This is a genomic window from Pseudomonas sp. S32 (assembly GCF_016648095.1).
GTDB classification, from domain to species: Bacteria; Pseudomonadota; Gammaproteobacteria; order Pseudomonadales; family Pseudomonadaceae; genus Aquipseudomonas; species Aquipseudomonas parafulva.
In genome coordinates this window covers 17,622-36,691 of the sequence record NZ_JACVVF010000034.1, presented here as the reverse complement: position 1 = coordinate 36,691, position 19,070 = coordinate 17,622, and the positions used below count along the sequence as shown (strand labels likewise).

11 protein-coding genes are annotated in these 19,070 nt (G+C 64.6%); 3 read left to right on the top strand and 8 right to left on the bottom strand.

The genetic code is table 11. The annotated features are described in order from the left end of the window. Positions 1 to 76 precede the first annotated feature (76 nt). Positions 77 to 814: a substrate-binding periplasmic protein gene (locus tag IAE38_RS17535; RefSeq protein ID WP_201164531.1), complete on the top strand. Its 738-nt coding sequence runs from the start codon at positions 77 to 79 to the stop codon at positions 812 to 814. A 6-nt stretch (positions 815 to 820) separates the two neighbouring features. Here the strand turns inward: IAE38_RS17535 and yccS are convergent, their stop codons facing one another. The 8 genes from yccS to putA form a co-directional block, all read right to left on the bottom strand. Next, positions 821 to 3,007: a YccS family putative transporter gene (gene yccS / locus IAE38_RS17530; RefSeq protein ID WP_201164530.1), complete on the bottom strand. Its 2,187-nt coding sequence runs from the start codon at positions 3,005 to 3,007 to the stop codon at positions 821 to 823. A gap of 83 nt (positions 3,008 to 3,090) precedes the next feature. Continuing rightward, complete coding sequence (locus IAE38_RS17525; protein WP_201218451.1) at positions 3,091 to 4,272, bottom strand: NAD(P)/FAD-dependent oxidoreductase; 1,182 nt, start codon at positions 4,270 to 4,272, stop codon at positions 3,091 to 3,093. A 42-nt stretch (positions 4,273 to 4,314) separates the two neighbouring features. Then, complete coding sequence (gene dbpA, locus IAE38_RS17520; protein ID WP_236404150.1) at positions 4,315 to 5,652, bottom strand: ATP-dependent RNA helicase DbpA; 1,338 nt, start codon at positions 5,650 to 5,652, stop codon at positions 4,315 to 4,317. 112 nt (positions 5,653 to 5,764) lie between these two features. Further along, positions 5,765 to 7,192, bottom strand: coding sequence for a multidrug transporter subunit MdtD (gene mdtD / locus IAE38_RS17515; RefSeq protein WP_028631887.1), 1,428 nt, complete (start codon positions 7,190 to 7,192; stop codon positions 5,765 to 5,767). 94 nt (positions 7,193 to 7,286) lie between these two features. Beyond that, positions 7,287 to 8,606 (bottom strand): TldD/PmbA family protein, encoded by a 1,320-nt coding sequence (locus tag IAE38_RS17510; protein WP_201218448.1) that lies wholly within the window; start codon positions 8,604 to 8,606, stop codon positions 7,287 to 7,289. Continuing rightward, positions 8,606 to 10,048: a TldD/PmbA family protein gene (locus tag IAE38_RS17505; protein ID WP_201218447.1), complete on the bottom strand. Its 1,443-nt coding sequence runs from the start codon at positions 10,046 to 10,048 to the stop codon at positions 8,606 to 8,608. The genes IAE38_RS17510 and IAE38_RS17505 overlap by 1 nt, the downstream gene beginning before the upstream one ends. Positions 10,049 to 10,080: 32 nt before the next feature. Beyond that, positions 10,081 to 11,883, bottom strand: coding sequence for an acyl-CoA dehydrogenase (locus IAE38_RS17500; protein WP_201218446.1), 1,803 nt, complete (start codon positions 11,881 to 11,883; stop codon positions 10,081 to 10,083). Positions 11,884 to 12,246: 363 nt separating this feature from the next. Continuing rightward, positions 12,247 to 16,200 (bottom strand): trifunctional transcriptional regulator/proline dehydrogenase/L-glutamate gamma-semialdehyde dehydrogenase, encoded by a 3,954-nt coding sequence (putA, locus tag IAE38_RS17495; protein ID WP_201218445.1) that lies wholly within the window; start codon positions 16,198 to 16,200, stop codon positions 12,247 to 12,249. A gap of 356 nt (positions 16,201 to 16,556) precedes the next feature. Between putA and putP the strand changes: the two genes are divergently transcribed. Together putP and IAE38_RS17485 are read left to right on the top strand one after the other, a co-directional pair. After that, positions 16,557 to 18,035 (top strand): sodium/proline symporter PutP, encoded by a 1,479-nt coding sequence (putP, locus tag IAE38_RS17490; RefSeq protein WP_201211959.1) that lies wholly within the window; start codon positions 16,557 to 16,559, stop codon positions 18,033 to 18,035. A 102-nt stretch (positions 18,036 to 18,137) separates the two neighbouring features. Further along, positions 18,138 to 18,974, top strand: coding sequence for a 23S rRNA (adenine(2030)-N(6))-methyltransferase RlmJ (locus IAE38_RS17485; protein ID WP_201164523.1), 837 nt, complete (start codon positions 18,138 to 18,140; stop codon positions 18,972 to 18,974). Positions 18,975 to 19,070: the final 96 nt, after the last annotated feature.

The following is a 19,070-nucleotide window of genomic DNA, read 5'->3' as shown; positions in this document are numbered from 1 at the left end:
ATTGGCCGCTGCCCTCGCCAGGCGCTTTGTGTAAGCTCAGCCGCAGTGTGCCCCTCCACGGCGAAAGGACTTGAACATGCGGCCATTGCTTTGTGTGCTCGGGTTGTTGGCAATGACAGTGGCGCTGCCCGCCACCGCACACGGCAAACTGCGTCTGGTGGCGGACCGCTGGCCGCCGTTCACCGATGCCAGCTTGCCCGGTGGGGGGCTGGCAACCAGTATCGTCACCACCGCGCTGGCCCGGGCCGGCTATAGCAGCGGCTTCGAAGAAGTGCCTTGGTCGCGGGCGCTGCTGGGCGTGAGCGAGGGGCGTTACGACGTGCTGATCAATGCCTGGTACAACGACGCGCGCACCCAAAGCGGGCTGTTTTCAAAAGCCTATCTCACCAACCGCATTCGCCTGCTGGAACGCAAGGGCAGCAGTTTTCGCTATCAGCGCATGGCCGACCTGTACCCCTATAGCATCGCCGTGGTTCGCGACTACGCCTATTCGGCCGAGTTCGACAGCGATCCACGGCTGCACAAGGTTCCCGTAAGCACCTTTTCGTCAGCTGTGCGCATGCTGGCGGCAGGGCGGGTGAGCCTGGCGATAGAGGACGAGTACGTGGCCCGGTATCACCTGCAGCGCGAACCCGAACAGGTGCGCGACACCGTTACCCTGGTGGAGCCGCCGCTTGCCGAAAACACCTTGCACATCCTGGTCAGCCTCAAGCACCCCGAGCATGCACGCATCGTCGCCCGGTTCGAGCGGGCGATCGCGGCGATGAAGGCGGACGGCAGCTACGAGCAACTGCTTCACCGATACGGGTTATGACCCCCGTCAAAGGGCCGGTGCATCTTTCTTCATCAAGTGTGCAGCCAGGGTGCGCAACGGCCCCAACTGGCGGCAGATCAACGCCAGTTGGGTTTGCACCAGCCTTTGATGCTCATCCACGTCCTCGGGCATCTGCTCCAGGGCATTGGCCAGGGCTTCTTCGGCATCGCTGTGAATGTCTACCGGCAACCCCGCCGAGAGGCCGTTGGCGATTTCGTCGAGGCTGTTGGCCAGGCTACCGCCTGCGCCTTCGATCAGTTGCTCCTGCACTTCGGCCGGCAGGGCTGTGTCGCGGTGGGCGCCCAGCCCGGAGAGGTAGCTGAGCAACGTGTGGGACAGCACCAGGAAGCGGAAGCCCACGTCCGCTTCCTTGCGGAAGTGCCCAGGCTCCATGAGCATGTTGGCCAGGGTGGTGGACAGCGCTGCATCGGCGTTGTGGGCGTTGCGCCGTGCCAGGCGATACGCCAGGTCATCGCGCTTACCGTAGGCGTACTGCTGCATGATCTGGCGCAGGTACACGCTGGCGCAGGCCAGGGTGTTGGCCAGCGCCTTGTTCAGCCGCCGCCCCTGCCAGTCGGGCAGGAACAGGAATACCGCCATGATGGCGATCAGGCTGCCCACCAGGGTGTCGAACAGGCGCGGCAGGAACAAACCATAACCGTCGCCGATCTGGTTGAAGCAGAACAGCACCATCAGGGTGATCGCGGCAGTGGCCAGGGTATAGCGGGTGGTACGGTTGACGAAGAACACCACCCCGGCCACCACGGCGAACAACGACTGGATGACCGGGTTGGGGAACAGGTCGAACAGCGCCCAGCCGACGGTCAGGCCAACGGCAGTCCCGATGATCCGCTGCACCAGCTTGCGCCGTGTTGCACCGTAGCTGGGCTGGCACACGAACAGGGTGGTGAGGATGATCCAGTAGCCCTGGGTAGGGTGAATGAGGTGCACCATGCCGTAGCCGATCGACAGCGCCAGCGGCAGGCGCAGCGCATGGCGGAACACCAGGGACGTGGGCGTCAGTTGCGTACGCAGCCGCTTCCACACGTCCTTGAGGGTGCGCGGCGAGCGGTCCAGCAGGCTGCTGTCGCTGGCGTCCGCCAGGCTGTCCGGGTTGCTGGCCGCACTGAGCAGGCGGTCCAGCGTGGCCAGGTTAGCCGCCAGCGCCCGCAGTGAGCGCAGCAGCCCGCGCCAGGCCGGGTTGTTCTGGTTGCGCAGGTACTCCAGCGACGCGTTGAGGTCTTCGAGTGCCTCGGCAAAGCCGCTGGCCAGCACGAACGGCTGGCGCAGGCGTATCGAACGGGCCAGTTCCTGGCAGGACGAGCCTTGTTTGCGCAGCAGCCGCTGGCAGCGGAACATCACGTCGCTGTGGAAAAACGCCTCGGTCAGGGCGTTGTAAGGGTAGTGCGAGGCGCTGACCCTTTCGTGGATGTCCTGCGCCAGGAAATACAGCTTGAGGTAGCGGCTGACCTTGGAGTTGGGCTGGCTGTTGCCCACCCGGTGCAGAATGATTTCCTTGGCGGCGTTCAGCGCCGCCACTACCTTGCCGTTCTGCTGGGCCAGCTCCAGGCGGCGGGCCTCTACATCCAGGGTGCGGATGGGCTCGAACAGGCTGGCCTTGAGCTTGAGGTAGGTGCCTAGCTCGAAATACAGCTTGGCCAGGCTTTGCTGCACCGGCTGGTTGGAAAACAACGCCTGCCACAGCACGGACAGCAGCCCATACCAGGCGGCGCCGGCCACCAGCAGCATGGGCTCGTGCCAGAAGTCCGTCACCATGCCACCGCGCTGGTCCACCCCGATCATGGTGTAGACGGCGGTAATCAAGGTGGCAGAGGCGATAGCGCCATAACGCTCGCCCAGCGCGCCCAGCATGGTCAGCGCGAACGCGGCCAGGGCGAGTGCGGTCACGAACAGCAAGGGGTAGGGGAACAACAGTTCCACGGCCAGGGCGGCAATGGCAAAGCACACCAGGGTGACGGCCAGGGCACTCAGGCGGCCCTGCCAGCTGTCGTCGGTCTCGGCCAGGGCGCTGGCGATAATGCCGAGGAACAGCGGGATCAGCAGGCCCATTTCGTTCTGGTGCCAGCACAAGGCCAGGCTGCCGGTGAGGGCGATGGTTACCCGGATGCTGTAGCTGAACTTATCCTGGCCCCACAGGCGACGCAGTGACTGACGCAACGAGCTCGATGACATGATGGCCTGCTAGGCAGTGATCGAATGAATGCATTGAGCACGGACCAGCAAGAAGCGTTCCGTGCTGCGCAATGAATTCTACTCTACACGAACTGCGCTGCGGCATTGGCCGAGGCCCAGGCCCACTGGAAATTGAAACCGCCCAGGTGGCCGGTCACATCCAGCACTTCGCCAATGAAGTACAACCCCGGGCTCTTGAGCGATTCCATGGTCTTGGACGACACCTCGCGGGTGTCCACCCCGCCCAGGGTTACCTCGGCGGTGCGGTAACCCTCGGTACCGGCCGGCACCACCTGCCAGTTGGCCAGCGTGTCGGCGATGTGCTGCAGCTCGGCCGGGGTGTACTGCTTCATGGGCCTGGAGCTGAACCACTGCTCGGCCAGCAGGGTGGCCAGCTTGCGGGTGAACACATCGCCCAGCACCGTCTTGAGTTCGGCGTTGGCGCGTTCGGCCTGCATCTGTTGCAGCCAGCCCAGTGCGTCGCGGTCGGGCAGCAGGTTGATCTCGACGGTGTCGCCGGCTTCCCAGAACGATGAAACCTGCAGGATGGCCGGGCCACTCAGGCCTCGGTGGGTAAACAGCAGGTTCTCGCGGAAGCTGCTGCCGTTGCAGCTGGCTGTGCAGTCCAGCGAGGTGCCGGACAGCTCGGTGCACATGGCCTTGAGTTGCGGCTCGGTGATGGTGAACGGCACCAGGCCGGCGCGGGTGGGCAGCAGCGTGTGGCCGAACTGGCGCGCTACCTGGTAGCCAAACCCGGTGGCACCCAGCGTGGGGATGGACAGGCCACCCGTGGCGATCACCAGGGACTGGCAGGCGAAAGTGCCGCCGCTGGTTTGCAGCCGGTAGCCGCTTTCGGTTTTCTCGACCTGCTCGATGCTGGTGTGCATGCGGATTTCGGCACCGGCTTCATCGCACTCCGCCAGCAGCATGTCGAGGATGTCGCTGGCCTTGTTGTCGCAGAACAGCTGGCCGAGCTTTTTCTCGTGGTACGCCACGCCATGCTTGCAGACCAGCTCGATGAAGTCCCACTGGGTGTAGCGGGCCAAGGCTGATTTGCAGAAGTGCGCGTTGTGCGAAAGGAAGTTGCCCGGCTCGGTGTACAGGTTGGTGAAGTTGCAGCGCCCGCCGCCGGACATGAGGATCTTTTTGCCGGGCTTGTTGGCGTGGTCGAGGACCAGCACCTTGCGGCCACGGCGGGCGCTGAGCTGGGCACACATCAAGCCGGCGGCGCCGGCGCCGAGAATGATTACATCGGTGGAGTGCACGTTCTGAACCTTCAGAGTTGAAATGCCAAGCCCTGTGGGGCCTTACAAAATACGGACTTTCAGGGACCGACCCTTGATCTTGCCGCTGTTGAGCCGCTGCATGGCCTGCTTGGCCAGTGCCCGTTCCACGGCAACGAATGCCTGGAAGTCGAAGATGGCGATTTTACCGACCTGCTTGCCCGGGATGCCCGCATCCCCCGTCAGCGCACCCAGAATGTCGCCCGGGCGCAGCTTGTCCTTGCGCCCGGCGGCGATGCACAGGGTGCTCATGACTGGCAGCAGCGGCTCGCCGCCCTTGTTCTTCAGGCTGTCCAACTGGTCCCAACGCAGCGGGCTGTTCTGCAAGGCTTCAATGGCCTGGGCCCGGTGGCCCTCGGCCGGCGCTACCAGGCTGACGGCAATGCCCTTCTCGCCGGCACGGCCGGTGCGGCCCACCCGGTGCACGTGGATCTCGGCGTCGCGGGCCAGCTCCACGTTGATGACCATGTCCAGGCCGTCGATGTCCAGGCCACGGGCTGCCACGTCGGTGGCCACCAGGACCGAGCTGCTGCGGTTGGCGAACAGGGTCAGCACCTGGTCGCGGTCACGTTGCTCCAGGTCGCCGTGCAGCGCCTGGGCGACGATGCCCTTGGCGGTGAGGTGGGCGACCACATCCTCGCATTGCTGCTTGGTGAAGCAGAAGGCCACGCAGGACTGCGGGCGATAGTGGCCCAGCACGCGGGTCACCGCCTCCAGGCGCTGCTGGGGGTCGATCTCGATGAAGCGCTGTTCGATCTGGTTGTCGGTGTGCAGGCTCTCGACCTTCACCTGCTGCGGGTCACGCATGAAGTCTGCCGCCAGTTGCTTGATGCCGGCCGGGTAGGTGGCCGAGAACAGCAGGGTCTGGCGACGTGCCGGGGTCTTGCCGATGATGCTGGCGATGGCATCGAAGAAGCCCATGTCCAGCATGCGGTCGGCTTCGTCCAGCACCAGTGTGTTGAGCCCGCTGAGCACCAGGGTGCCTTTGTCGAGGTGTTGCTGGATACGCCCCGGCGTGCCGACGATGATGTGCGCGCCATGCTCCAGCGAAGCGATCTGCGGGCCCAGGGACACCCCGCCGCACAGGGTGAGGATCTTGATGTTGTCCTCGGCCCGCGCCAGGCGGCGCAGCTCTTTGGCCACCTGGTCGGCCAGCTCGCGGGTGGGGCACAGCACCAGGGCCTGGCAGCCAAAATAGCGCGGGTTGATGGGGTTGAGCAGGCCGATGCCGAAGGCGGCGGTCTTGCCGCTGCCGGTCTTGGCCTGGGCGATCAGGTCCTTGCCTTTGAGAATGACCGGCAGGCTCTGGGCCTGGATGGGCGTCATCGAGGCATAGCCCAGGGCGTCCAGGTTGGCCAGCATGGCGGAAGACAGCGGCAATGTGGCAAAGGCGGTGGAGTCGGTGGTCACGAGGCGGGCCTGCGGTGCGAAGCGAAAAATGCCGCACAGTCTACCAGCCTCGATGCCATTCCCCCTAAGACTCCATGTGCTGTTCCGGACGACGGGCACGCCTTCCGTCCGTGGGCGCCAGCTGCAGGAAAATCGCCGCAGCCAGCATGGCCATGACGCCGATGGTGAAGAACGTCAGCTGGAAGGCGCCAAGGGTGGTTTCAACGCCTTCGGCGCTGCCCGCCGCCGTGAACCCGCCCAGCAACGCGCCAGCACAGGCAACACCCAGGCTCAGCGACAACTGTGCCACCACCGACAGCAGGCTGTTGCCGCTGCTGGCGCTGGCATCGTCAAGGTCGATCAGCGTTACCGTGTTCATGGCGGTGAACTGCAGGGAGTTCACCGCCCCCAGCAGGCCCAGTTGCACCAGCAGCAGCCAGTAGGGCGTCTGCTCGTCTACAAGGCCCAGGCCGGCCAGCAGCAGCCCCAGCAGCAACGTGTTGCCGGTGAGGATGATGCGGTAGCCCAGGCGCTCGATCAGCGGCCGGGCGATGGACTTGGCGAGCATGGCGGCGGCGGCCAGCGGGATCATGCTCATGCCGGCCTGGGCCGGCGAGTAGCCAAGCGCCACCTGCAGCAGCAACGGCACCAGAAACGGCAGGGCACCGCTGCCCAGGCGGGCGAACAGGTTGCCGAGGATGCCGATGGCAAAGGTACGCACGCGGAACAGGCTGGGTGAGAACAACGGCTCCGGGTCGCGCCCGGCGCGCAGCCAGTACGCCGCCAGGCAGGCCATGCCGGCGAACAGCAGCAGCATCACCCGCAGGTGGGGCAGGTGCAGCTCGCCCAGGCCTTCCATGGCGATGGTGATCAGCACCATCGCCGCGCCAAACAGCACAAAGCCCGGGCCGTCGAAGGTGGTGCGCTCAGCGCCGCGCAGGTCGGGGATGAACTTCCATACCGCATAGCAGCCAATCAGGCCTACCGGCAGGTTGAGCAAGAAGATCCAGTGCCAGCTCAGGATTTCCACCAGCCAGCCGCCCACCGTGGGGCCAAGCAACGGGCCGAGCAGGCCGGGGATGGTGATGAAGCTCATGATCCTTACCAGCTCGGTGCGCGGGTATGCGCGCAGCACCACCAGCCGGCCAACCGGCAGCATCAGCGCCCCGCCCAGCCCCTGCACGATGCGCGCGAAAATCAGGAAGCCCAGGCTGTTGGCGACTGCGCACAGCAGCGAACCGAAGCTGAACAGCAAGATGGCACTGAAGAAGATGCGCTTGGTGCCGAAGCGGTCGGCGATCCAGCCCGAGGCCGGGATCAGCAGGGCGACGGTGAGCATGTACGAGATGATCACCCCCTGCATGCGCAGGGGGTCTTCGGCCAGGGACCGGGCCATGGCTGGCAGCGCGGTGTTGAGGATGGTGCCGTCCAGCGACTGCATGAAGAAGGCAATGGCCACCACCCACGGGATCCAGCGGGCGGTGACAGGGTCCAGCGGGGTGCGTTCGGGCATGACGTCCTCGTTTGTCGTTACCGGCCGCATTGCGGGGCTGTGGCGCACGCCCGTGTGGCGGTGGGCTTGCCCGCGATGAGGCCGCTAATGCCAGTCACAATGTCAGGTTAAGCCCTTTGACCAGTGCCCCCGGCAAATGACTCGATCCGGTACTGCGCTGCCCATAGGTACTGGTCGACAGGATCATCTCCCGCTCCTGGGTCAAGTCTTCCAGTTGGCTGCCCAGCAAACTGTACAGGCTGTCGTCGAAGCGCATGGTATTCACCGGCCCCTGTATCGCCCCGTTCTCGACCCAGAACGTGGCAAAGCGGGTTAGCCCGGTCATGCGCGCTGCGGGCAGGTCGGAGTAGTTCAGGTACCACAGGTTGCTGATATACAGGCCGGTGCCGAGGCGCTGCAGTACCGCTTCGCTGGGCAGGTTCCCGCCGGCCATGCTCAGTGCACAGTGCGATTCGTAGCTGTCGGCGCCATTGGCCACCCGCTGGAACTCTGCGGCGCTGCGTGCACTGGTCAACTGCTGGCGGGCCTTGCCGTGCTGAATCAGCGGCACGTCCATGCGCGGCGAGCCTTCATCGGAAAACGCCGGGCTCAGCGAGCCGCTGACCTGCTCGCTGAAACTCACCAGCGGGCTCAATTGCCCATCGCCGTTGTACAGGCGCTGCAGGGCACTGTTACCGGTGGCCAGGGCCTGGGCCGAAAAGCCTCCCCAGCACAGCATCCCGGCAATTTCGTCCATGGCTGCAGGCGCGAGGTACGCACGATAGCTGCCAGGCTTGAGGGTAATGGCCGGATGGCCCAAAAAGCCCAGCTGGTCACGGGCCTGGCGTAGGCGGTGGGTGAAATCACCCGCATTCCAGGCTTGCCCGGCATAGTTGGCTTTGACGGCCTGGCCATTCTCGTGGAACAGGCTCCAGTCCATGTTGAAACTGTTGGCCTGGTGCCAGCCGAAGGCGCCGAACGAGCTGGCAAAGCCACGGTACACAGGGCCGGCGGCATAGATACCGACCAGGTCCAGGTCACCTGCCTCGCGTTCGATCAGCGCCAGTACTTCATCAAGCGCCGGCAGCGGTGCTGCCTGGCAGCTCAGGCTATTCCAGGGGGCGGTGTTCAGTTGCAGATACGGGTCTATTGGCAGCAGGGGTAGCGTCTGGCGTAGCAACTGCATGGCAGCCTCCAGCCGCTGGCTGTCTACCTGTGCCTCCCCGCTCAGGGTGACCAACTGCTCGGCCTGGCGGCCGTCGCGGATCAGCCGCAGGTGCGCGCTGGCCTGGCTTACATCTCCCGCCTGGCGCACCTTGGCGTGGTTCAAACGCACAAATCGAGACTGCTCGGCGCTGTAGCCGAGGGTGAATTGCTCGCCGGCGTGCAGGGCGTTGTGCGCCACCCCCACCAGGGCTTCGAAAGCATGTTGCATCAGGCCTGCCCTCCGAACACGTCGATTTGGCGGAACACGCAGGCTGGCGCCGCATGGCCCACCCTTACCACCTGGTTAGGCTCGCCCTTGCCGCAATTGGGCGTGCCCAGCACCTGGAACGTGCTGCGGTCGCCGACGGCGGCCAGGTTGCGCCAGAACTGCGTCGAGATACCGCGGTAATTGGGGTTCTTGACGATGCCCTTGAGCTCGCCGTTCTCGATCAGTTGCCCCCATTCGCAGCCGAACTGGAATTTGTTGCGGGCGTCATCGATCGACCAGGAGCGGTTGGTGCGCATCAGGATGCCGTGCTCGATACCCTGCACCAGTTGTTCCAGTGACCGATCACCCGGCTCGATGTTCAGGTTGGCCATGCGGTCGATGGGCGCCCTGTTCCAGCTACAGGCACGGCTGTTGGCAACGCCCTCCAGGCCAGAGCGGTACTGGGACAGCGCGCCCCCCAGCGGGCGCAGCAACACGCCGTCACGGATCAAGAACTGCTTGGTTGCCGGGGTGCCGTCGTCATCGAAACCATAGCTGGCCAGTTCTTCGCTTATGGTCGGATCGAAGGTCACGTTCAGCAATGCCGACCCGTATTGCAGGTGGCCAAAATCACTGGCTTTTATGAAGCTGGTGCCCGCGTAGTTGCGCTCATCGCCCAGGATGCGGTCCATTTCCAGGGGGTGGCCGATGGACTCGTGAATCTGCAGCATCATCTGGTCGGGCATCAGCAACAGGTCACGCTGGCCTTCAGGGGTATTGGGCGCCAGCAGCAGTTGCAGGGCCTGGTCGGCTACCCGCTGGGCTGCGCCTACCAGGCCGCAACGCTCGACGACCTCGAAGCCACCCTGCTGGCCGAAGTTTTCCCGGCCCAGGCTGCGGCTCTGGCTGTCCTGGCCATCGCTGGCGGTGACGCTCAGGCCGGGGAACAGAAAGCGTTGAGCATGGCGCAGTTCGGCGCCAGCAGAGTTCAGGTAGGTTTGCTCCACCACACTCACGCCCAGGCTGGCTTGCCAGTCCACCAGGCGCTCATCGGCGGGCACGCTGGCTGACTCTGCCGCGAGCAGGGCCAGGCAGTTGGCAAGGGAGGGTATGGCCTCATCGAAATGGGGCGAGACAACGTCATGCTGCCCAGTGGGAACGGCCTGCCCGCGCAGGTCGAGCAGGCTGTGCCGGGCGATTTGCCGCGCCAGCGCCTCGGCCTGTTCCAGTGCACGCTGCAGGCCTGCCTGGCTGAGGTCGGCAGTGGCGGCGTAAGCCTCTACTCCAGCCACCCGTGCGGTCAGCATGGCGCCTTCGTCCTGGCTGAAAAACGGTGGTTCGGCTACGTTGCGCCGCACCGACAGCGCCTGGTGCGACTGTTTGACGTGACGCAGGGAAAACACCTCGGCCGAACTGCGCAGCGCGGCGAAGCGCTGGCGCAGCAAGGCGCTGGAATCGAACATGGGCAGGCCTCCGTTTGCGCGGTGGCTCCCCCTTAGAACCACTCATCCTGCATGCCGAGGCAGGTCGCATCGCGGGCCTCGAGCAGTGCCAGGTCATTATGGCAGCCAGGCACCTCCCAGGTCAGGAAATAACGCGCCGCCTGCAACTTGCCCCGGTAGAAGTCGCGGTCACCGTCATTCCCCTTCAATAACCCGAGCTCGGCGTGGATGGCTTGCTCCAGCCAGCGCCAGCCGATCACGCAATGGCCGAACACTTTCAGGTACAGGGCCGAGTTGGCCAAGGCCTGTGCAGCGTGGCCCTGCGCGAGGTCGCCAAGCAGGGCCAGGGTTACCGCCTGCAGGCGGTTGACCAGGTGTTCGAGCGGCTCGCGCAGCGGGTCCAGGTTGGGGTGGTGGCTGGCGCGTTCGCCGGTGGCTGCCACCAGGCGCATCAGTTGCTTGAGGCCGGCGCCGTTGTGCTGCGCCAGCTTGCGGCCGAGCAGGTCGAGTGCCTGGATGCCTTCGGTGCCTTCGTGAATCGGGTTCAGGCGGTTGTCGCGGTAGTACTGCTCCACGGGGTACTCACGGGTGTAGCCGTGGCCGCCCAGTATCTGCACCGCCAGCTCGTTGGCCTTGAGGCAGAAGGCAGAAGGCCACGACTTGACCACAGGGGTGAGCAGGTCGAGCAACTGCTGGGCCTGCTCGCGTGTAGCCTGGTCGCGGGCTGTGTGGGTATCGTCGAACAGGCGCGCCGCATACAGCCCCAGGTCGAAAGCGCCTTCAACGTAGGCCTTCTGTGCCAGCAACATCCGCCTCACATCGCTGTGGGCGATGATGGGCACGGGTGGGGTGTGCGGGCTCCTGTCTTCCAGTGGCCGGCCCTGGGGGCGCTGGCGGGCATATTCCAGTGAATACAGGTAGCCCGCGTAGCCTAGCATCACAGCGCCCATGCCCACGCCGATGCGGGCTTCGTTCATCATCTGGAACATGCAGGCCAGGCCTTGGTGCGGCTGGCCGACCAGGTAGCCGACGCACTGGCCGTTGTCGCCGAAGTTGAGCGCGGTGGAGGTGGTGCCACGCCAGCCCATCTTGTGGAACAGCCCTGCCAGCAGCACGTCGTTACGCGGGCCCAGGCTACCGTCGGGGTTGACGCGGAACTTGGGCACGATGAACAGGGAGATACCTTTCACCCCGGGTGGGGCGTCCGGCAGCTTGGCCAGCACCATGTGCACGATGTTTTCCGACAGCGCGTGATCACCGCCGGAGATGAAGATCTTGTTGCCCTTGAGGCGGTAGCTGCCATCGCCCACCGGCTCGGCGCGGGTGCGAATATCGGCCAGTGACGAGCCTGCGTGAGGTTCGGTCAGGGCCATGGTGCCAAAGTAGCGGCCTTCGATCATGGGTTGTAGAAACAGCCGCTTCTGTTCCTCGTTGCCGAAACTCTCGATCAGGTTGGCGGCGCCCATGGTCAGGAAGGGGTAGGCAGTGGTGCCGGCGTTGGCCGCCTGAAAGTGGGCAAAGCAGGCCTGTGACACCAGGCTGGGCAGTTGCATGCCGCCGGCTTCGAAATCCCTGTTGGCGTTGAGAAAGCCTGCCTGGAGAAAGGCGTCGACGGCGGGTTTGACCTCGGGAATCAACTCGGCGCAGCCGTTCACATAGCGCGGTTCGTTTTCATCGGCCTTGCGGTTGTGCGGTGCGAAGCATTTCTCGGCAATGGTGCGCGCCGTGGTCAGCGCCGCGTCGAAGGTTTCGCGGCTATGCTCGGCGAAACGCGGGCGCTGGGTGAGGGCTTCGGCGTCGAGGACTTCGTAGAGTTCGAAGGTGAGGTTGCGGGAGCTGAGCAGGGTCTCGGGCATGGTCGCGGTCCTGAGGCGGAATGCGGCGAGTGTAGGGGGGTGGTTATGGGAGGGACAGGTTAATAGGTGTGGGTGATATGGGTTTAGAACGTAGTAGCGGTATGCCGGTGCTTGCCGTGGTGTTTTCTGCGCTTGTGAGATCGAGCGCCGCCCGCGCGGCGCATCGCGAGCTGCGCTCGCTCCTACGTTTGTTGCGGGCCAGTTATGCCTGTGTCAGAGGCGTTACTGGCCCCAGACCGTAGGAGCGAGCGCAGCTCGCGATGCGCCGCGCGGGCGGCGCTTGATCTCACAGGCGCTGAACATCTCAACCCATACGCCCATAAACAAGGAGAGCCGAAGCTCTCCTTTTTTTACCAGCAGCGATCAACCAATAGTCATCAAACTGGCATTACCGCCCGCCGCCGCAGTGTTCACACTCACCGCCCGCTCAATCACCAGCCGCTCCAGCGCAATCTGGTGATCCCCGCTGGACAGCCCATGTACCCCCACGATGGCCCCGGCGCGCTTGGCGACCTGCTGGCACACCCCGCGCAGCTGGTCCGAGTCACCATGGTGGATCACGGCGTCGAACGCCACGTCATCCTTGCTCCAGTCCGCGGTCAACCGGACCTTGTCCTGCAGCTCGCGCGGCAGGCGATTGCGCAGGGCCTTGCCGGGTTCGCTGTCGGCCCACACAGCCGAACTGCCCACCGCCAGCACCGCAGCAAGCTGCGCGAGCAGGTCGGCCTCGTTGTCGGCCAGGCACAGCACATGCTCGCGAGGCAGGATGGTGTAGGTGTTGCGTTCGCCGGTCGGGCCAGGCAGCAGGCGTGCGATGCCGCTTTGCGACTGGGTGGCGAACTGGCTGCACAGCGTGGCCAGCTCGCTCAGCTGGTTGCTTTGTGCCCAGGCCTTCAATGCATGCAACGGCTTGACCAGTTGCCCATGCAGCGCACGGTCAGGCTTGCCGTCGCCGTCCTGCTGCTCGAAGTGCTGGCCGATGGCATCTGCCGGGCGGGTCGACAGCAGGCGGTACAGGTACAGCGGGCCACCCGCTTTCGGGCCGGTGCCCGACAAGCCTTCACCACCGAATGGCTGTACCCCGACCACGGCACCGACAATGTTGCGGTTGACGTACATGTTGCCGGCGTTGGCGCTTTCCACCACCTTGGCGATGGTTTCGTCGATACGGGTGTGCACACCCAGTGTCAGGCCGTAGCCGGAGTTGTTGATCTGCTCGATCAGCTGGTCCAGGTTGCGCCGGTTGTAGCGCACCACGTGCAGCACCGGGCCGAAGATCTCGCGCTTGAGCTCGTCGAAGCTGTCCAGCTCGATCAGGGTTGGCATCACGAAGGTGCCGCGCTTGAGCTCGGTGGCATCGGCGATGGCGACCTGGTACACCGCGCGGCCTTTCTCGCGCATGCCCTGGATGTGCTTCTCGATACCCGCCTTGGCTTCGCCGTCGATCACCGGGCCGATATCCACGGCCAGGCGGTCCGGGCAGCCGAGGCGGCTTTCAGCCATGGCGCCCTTGAGCATTTCGATCACGCGGTCGGCGCAGTCTTCCTGCAGGCACAGCACGCGCAGGGCAGAGCAGCGCTGGCCGGCGCTGTCGAAGGCCGAGGACACGACGTCGATCACCACCTGCTCGGTCAGCGCCGATGAATCCACGATCATCGCGTTCTGGCCGCCGGTTTCGGCAATCAGCGGAATCGGCCGGCCCTGGTTGTCCAGGCGCCCGGCCACATTGCGCTGCAACAGGCGGGCGACCTCGGTGGAGCCGGTGAACATCACCCCTTTGACCCGCTCGTCGCCCACCAAGCCGGCGCCCACGGTTTCGCCGCGACCTGGCAGCAGCTGCAGCACACCTTCCGGGATGCCTGCTTCCAGCAGCAGGCGAACGGCCTGGGCGGCGATCAGCGGGGTTTGCTCGGCTGGCTTGGCCAGCACCGGGTTGCCTGCTGCCAGGGCTGCCGCCACTTGCCCGGTGAAGATTGCCAGCGGGAAGTTCCATGGGCTGATGCACACCACCGGGCCCAGCGGGCGGTGGGCGTCGTTACTGAACGCGTTGCGCGCCTGTACGGCGTAGTAACGCAGGAAGTCCACCGCTTCGCGCACTTCGGCAATGGCGTTGGCGAAGGTTTTGCCCGCCTCGCGAATGAGCAGGCCCATCAGCGGCTGGATTTCGGCTTCCATCAGGTCGGCAGTGCGTTCCAGGATGGCTGCACGCTCGGCGGGCGGGGTGGCCTGCCAGATAGGCGCTGCATTCAGGGCGCACTGGATGGCGTTGTCCACGTCGGCGGTGGTGGCCTCCTGCACATGGCCCACCACATCGCGGTGGTCGGCGGGGTTCAGCACTTCAGCTACCGTACCCTCGCTGGCAGCGCAGGCCAGCAGTGGCGTGGCCTTCCAGTCATTGTTGGCGGTCGCCAGCATGGCGCAGGACAGCGACGCCAAACGGTGTTCGTTGGCCATGTCGATGCCCGCCGAGTTGTCACGCTCGCTGCCGTACAGTTCGCGCGGCAGTGGGATGCGCGGGTGCGGCAGGCCGATGCTGCCTTCCTGGGCCCCCATGCGCTCGATGCTCTGCACCGGGTCGGCCACCAGTTCCTGAATGGAGATGGAGTGGTCGGCGATACGGTTGACGAACGAGGTGTTGGCGCCGTTTTCCAGCAGCCGGCGGACCAGGTAGGCCAGCAGGGTTTCGTGCGTACCCACCGGGGCATACACCCGGCATGGCCGGTTCAGCTTGCCGTCGGCAATCTTGCCCACCACCTGCTCGTACAGGGGCTCGCCCATGCCATGCAGGCACTGGAATTCGTACTGGCCGGGGTAATAGTTCTGGCCAGCAATATGGTAGATAGCCGACAAGGTGTGGGCATTGTGGGTGGCGAACTGCGGGTAGATGGCCTCCGGCACGGCCAGCAGCTTGCGGGCACAGGCCACGTAGGACACGTCGGTGTACACCTTGCGCGTGTAGACCGGGTAGCCTTCCAGGCCTTCGACCTGGGCACGCTTGATTTCGCTGTCCCAGTAGGCGCCCTTGACCAGGCGGATCATCAGGCGGTGGCGGCTGCGCTTGGCCAGGTCGATGACGTAGTCGATCACGTACGGGCAACGCTTCTGGTAAGCCTGGATGACAAAGCCGATGCCGTTCCAGCCCGCCAGCGCAGGCTCGAAGCACAGGCGCTCGAGCAGGTCGAGCGACAGCTCCAGGCGGTCGGCCTCTTCGGCGTCGATGTTCAGGCCGATGTCGTATTGCTTGGCCAGCAGGGTCAGCGCCAGCAGGCGCGGGTACAGCTCATCCATCACCCGCTCGTACTGGGCGCGGCTGTAGCGCGGGTGCAGCGCCGACAGCTTGATCGAGATGCCAGGCCCTTCATAGATGCCGCGGCCATTGGAGGCCTTGCCGATGGAGTGGATGGCCTGCTCATAGGAGGCCAGGTACTTCTGCGCGTCGTGCTCGGTAAGGGCGGCCTCACCCAGCATGTCGTACGAGTAGCGGAACCCTTTGGACTCGAAGCGAGTGGCGTTGGCCAGTGCCTCGGCAATGGTTTCGCCAGTGACGAATTGCTCGCCCATCAGGCGCATGGCCATGTCCACACCCTTGCGGATCATCGGCTCGCCGCTCTTGCCGATGATGCGTGTGAGCGACGACGTGAGGCCTGCCTCGTTATGCGTGCTGACCAGCCTGCCGGTAAGCAGCAGGCCCCAGGTGGCGGCGTTGACGAACAGCGATGGGCTGTTGCCCAGGTGGGGCTGCCAGTTGCCGTTGCTGATCTTGTCGCGGATCAGCGCATCGCGGGTGCCCTTGTCGGGGATGCGCAGCAGGGCTTCGGCCAGGCACATGAGTGCCACGCCCTCTTGGGACGACAGCGAAAATTCCTGCAGCAGCCCCTGAACGATACCGGCGCGCCCGCCGGCGCTTTTCTGGTTACGCAGTTTTTCTGCGATGCCGGCGGCCATCTTGTTGGTGGCCTCGGCGAGTGGTGCGCTCAGGCGGGCCTGTTCCAGCAGCATGGGCACCACTTCCTGCTCGGGGCGGCGGTAGGCTGCAGTGATTGCCGAGCGCAGTACCGACTGGGGCAGGATGCTCTCGGCAAACTCCAGGAAGCACTGGTGGCCATGGTCGACCGGGGCGTCCCCGGCATCCTCTGCCAGGCCACTGGCCTGGCCGTTGATTTCGTTCAGGGTCGCGCCACCCTCGAGCTTCTCCAGGTAGTTGAAGATCGCCTGCTTGATCAACCAATGCGGCGTGCGGTCGATGGACTGCGCTGCGGCCTTGAGTCGTTCGCGGGTAGGGTCATCGAGTTTGACCCCAAGGGTGGTCGTCGCCATTTCTTATCCTCGTTATTGCCACGAATGTGGCGTCAGCTGGCGCCAAGATTATCCGCAGGGCGAACCGGGTGCAACCAGGTGCAACCCGAATTTCACGACAGCTGGGTGCAACTCGTCTGGCGGTCGTTTCCGAAGTTTCTGAAAGCGACATGAATCGTCGTTTCGTTCTAAAAATGCGCTTCCCATGCACTAAACAGGAGCAAAAAACAGGCTTTATCTGAAAATGCACGGGCAGGTGCAACTTGCAAATGAAAAATGGTTGCACCCCATTTGCGTTGTTGCATAGCATTCCCCGCCTGGGTGCAACCGCCTCGACCGGTTGCACATGAAATAACAACAAACACCAGGGCACACGTATGGGTAACCCAATCACGATCACGTTTGTGATCTACATCGCCGCAATGGTGCTGATCGGCTTTGCGGCCTACCGCGCCACTAAAAACCTTTCTGACTACATCCTGGGCGGTCGCAGCCTGGGCAGCGTGGTCACCGCGCTGTCTGCGGGGGCCTCCGACATGAGCGGCTGGCTGCTGATGGGCCTGCCGGGCGCCATCTACTTCGCGGGCCTCTCCGAAGCCTGGATCGCCATCGGCCTCACCGTGGGTGCCTACCTGAACTGGCTGTTCGTGGCTGGCCGCCTGCGCGTGCAAACCGAGCACAACGGCGATGCACTGACCCTGCCGGATTACTTCACCAGCCGCTTCGAAGACAAAAGCGGCCTGCTGCGCATCATCTCGGCCGTGGTCATCCTGGTGTTCTTCACCATCTATTGCGCCTCCGGCATCGTGGCCGGCGCCCGCCTGTTCGAGAGCACCTTCGGGATGTCCTACGAAACGGCGCTGTGGGCCGGTGCGGCAGCCACCATTGCCTACACCTTCGTCGGTGGTTTTCTGGCGGTGAGCTGGACCGATACGGTGCAGGCAACGTTGATGATCTTCGCGCTCATCCTCACCCCGGTGATCGTGCTGATCTCAACCGGTGGTTTCGACCAGACCTTCGCGGCGATCGAGGCGGTCAACCCGGCCAACTTCGACATGCTCAAGGGTGCCAGCTTCATCGGTATCATTTCGCTGATGGGCTGGGGGCTGGGCTACTTCGGCCAGCCGCACATCCTGGCGCGCTTCATGGCGGCCGACTCGGTGAAATCGATCGCCAACGCTCGCCGCATCTCCATGACCTGGATGATCCTGTGCCTGGTTGGCACCTGCGCCGTCGGTTTCTTCGGCATCGCCTACTTCTCCGCCAACCCGGAGCTTGCCGGGCCGGTTAACGAAAACCACGAGCGGGTGTTCATCGAACTGGCCAAGATCCTGTTCAACCCCTGGATTGCCGGTGTGCTGCTGTCGGCCATCCTGGCGGCGGTCATGAGTACCCTGAGCTGCCAGCTGCTGGTGTGCTCCAGCGCCCTGACCGAGGACTTCTACAAGGCTTTCCTGCGCAAGAATGCTTCGCAGGTGGAGCTGGTGTGGGTTGGCCGGTTGATGGTGCTGGCCGTGGCGTTGGTGGCCATCGCCCTGGCTGCCAACCCGGAAAACCGCGTACTGGGCCTGGTGGCCTACGCCTGGGCAGGCTTCGGTGCAGCGTTCGGCCCGGTGGTGCTGATGTCGGTGCTGTGGAAGGGCATGACCCGCAACGGTGCGCTGGCCGGCATCGTGGTTGGCGCTTTGACTGTCATCCTGTGGAAGCAGATTGACCCGTGGGGTCTGTACGAAATCATCCCAGGCTTCCTGCTGGGTACCCTCGCCATCGTGCTGTTCAGCAAGCTGGGCCGTCCGAGCCAGGCGATGGTGCAGCGCTTCGAAACGGCTGATGCTGCCTATCACGCCGAGAAGTAAGGCTGGCGCAGCGGTGCCGGCCTTGCCGTCGGCACCCACCAGCAGCCAGGCCTGACGCGGCCGGCAAGGCAAGGTAAACTTGCCGCCCGCGCAGGAGTTGCCATGAACTATCGTCACGCCTTCCACGCCGGCAACCATGCCGACGTCCTCAAGCACATCGTGCTGACCCGCCTCATCGCCCTGATGTCGCGCAAGGAACAGCCGTTCGCCTACATCGACACCCACGCCGGCCTGGGGTTGTATGACCTTCAGGGCGACCAGGCGAGCCGTACCGGTGAGTACCTCGACGGTGTCGCGCGCCTGTGGGGCCGTGACGACCTGCCGGTGATGGCTGCCGATTACCTCCGCATCATCAAGCGCCTGAACGCTGATGGCGAGTTGCGCTATTACCCCGGTTCCCCCGAACTGGCCCGCCGCCTGATGCGCCAGCAGGACCGTGCCCTGCTCAACGAGAAGCACCCTGAAGACGGGCCGCTGCTCAAGGAAAACATGAAGAAGGACCCGCGCGTGGTCGTGCACCTGGGCGAGGGCTGGCACGTGCCCCGGGCCCTGCTGCCGGTGCAGGAAAAGCGCGCGATCATGCTGATCGACCCGCCGTTCGAACAGGCCGATGAGCTCAAGCGCTGCACCAGCTCCATGAAAGAGGCAATTGGCCGCATGCGCCAGACGGTCGCGGCCATCTGGTACCCGATCAAGGACCAGCGCTCCCTTACCCGTTTCTACCAGGACCTGACCAGCACTGGCGCGCCCAAGCTGCTGCGGGTGGAGCTGTATGTGCACCACCAGGACAGCCCGCAGGGGCTCAATGGCTCCGGCCTTGCCATTGCCAACCCGCCTTGGGGGCTGGAGGAAGAGCTCAGGGAGCTGCTGCCCTGGTTGGCCCGCGAGCTGGCGCAGACGGCGGGTAGCTACCGCATGGACTGGTTGATCGCCGAGTAACGTGCCTGGCCTGCCGGCGATAGGGCCAGTTGGAATTCTTTGCGTTATAATCTCGCCTTTTAGCCGCCACCCGCCCCCGAGGCCGCTGGCGCATTT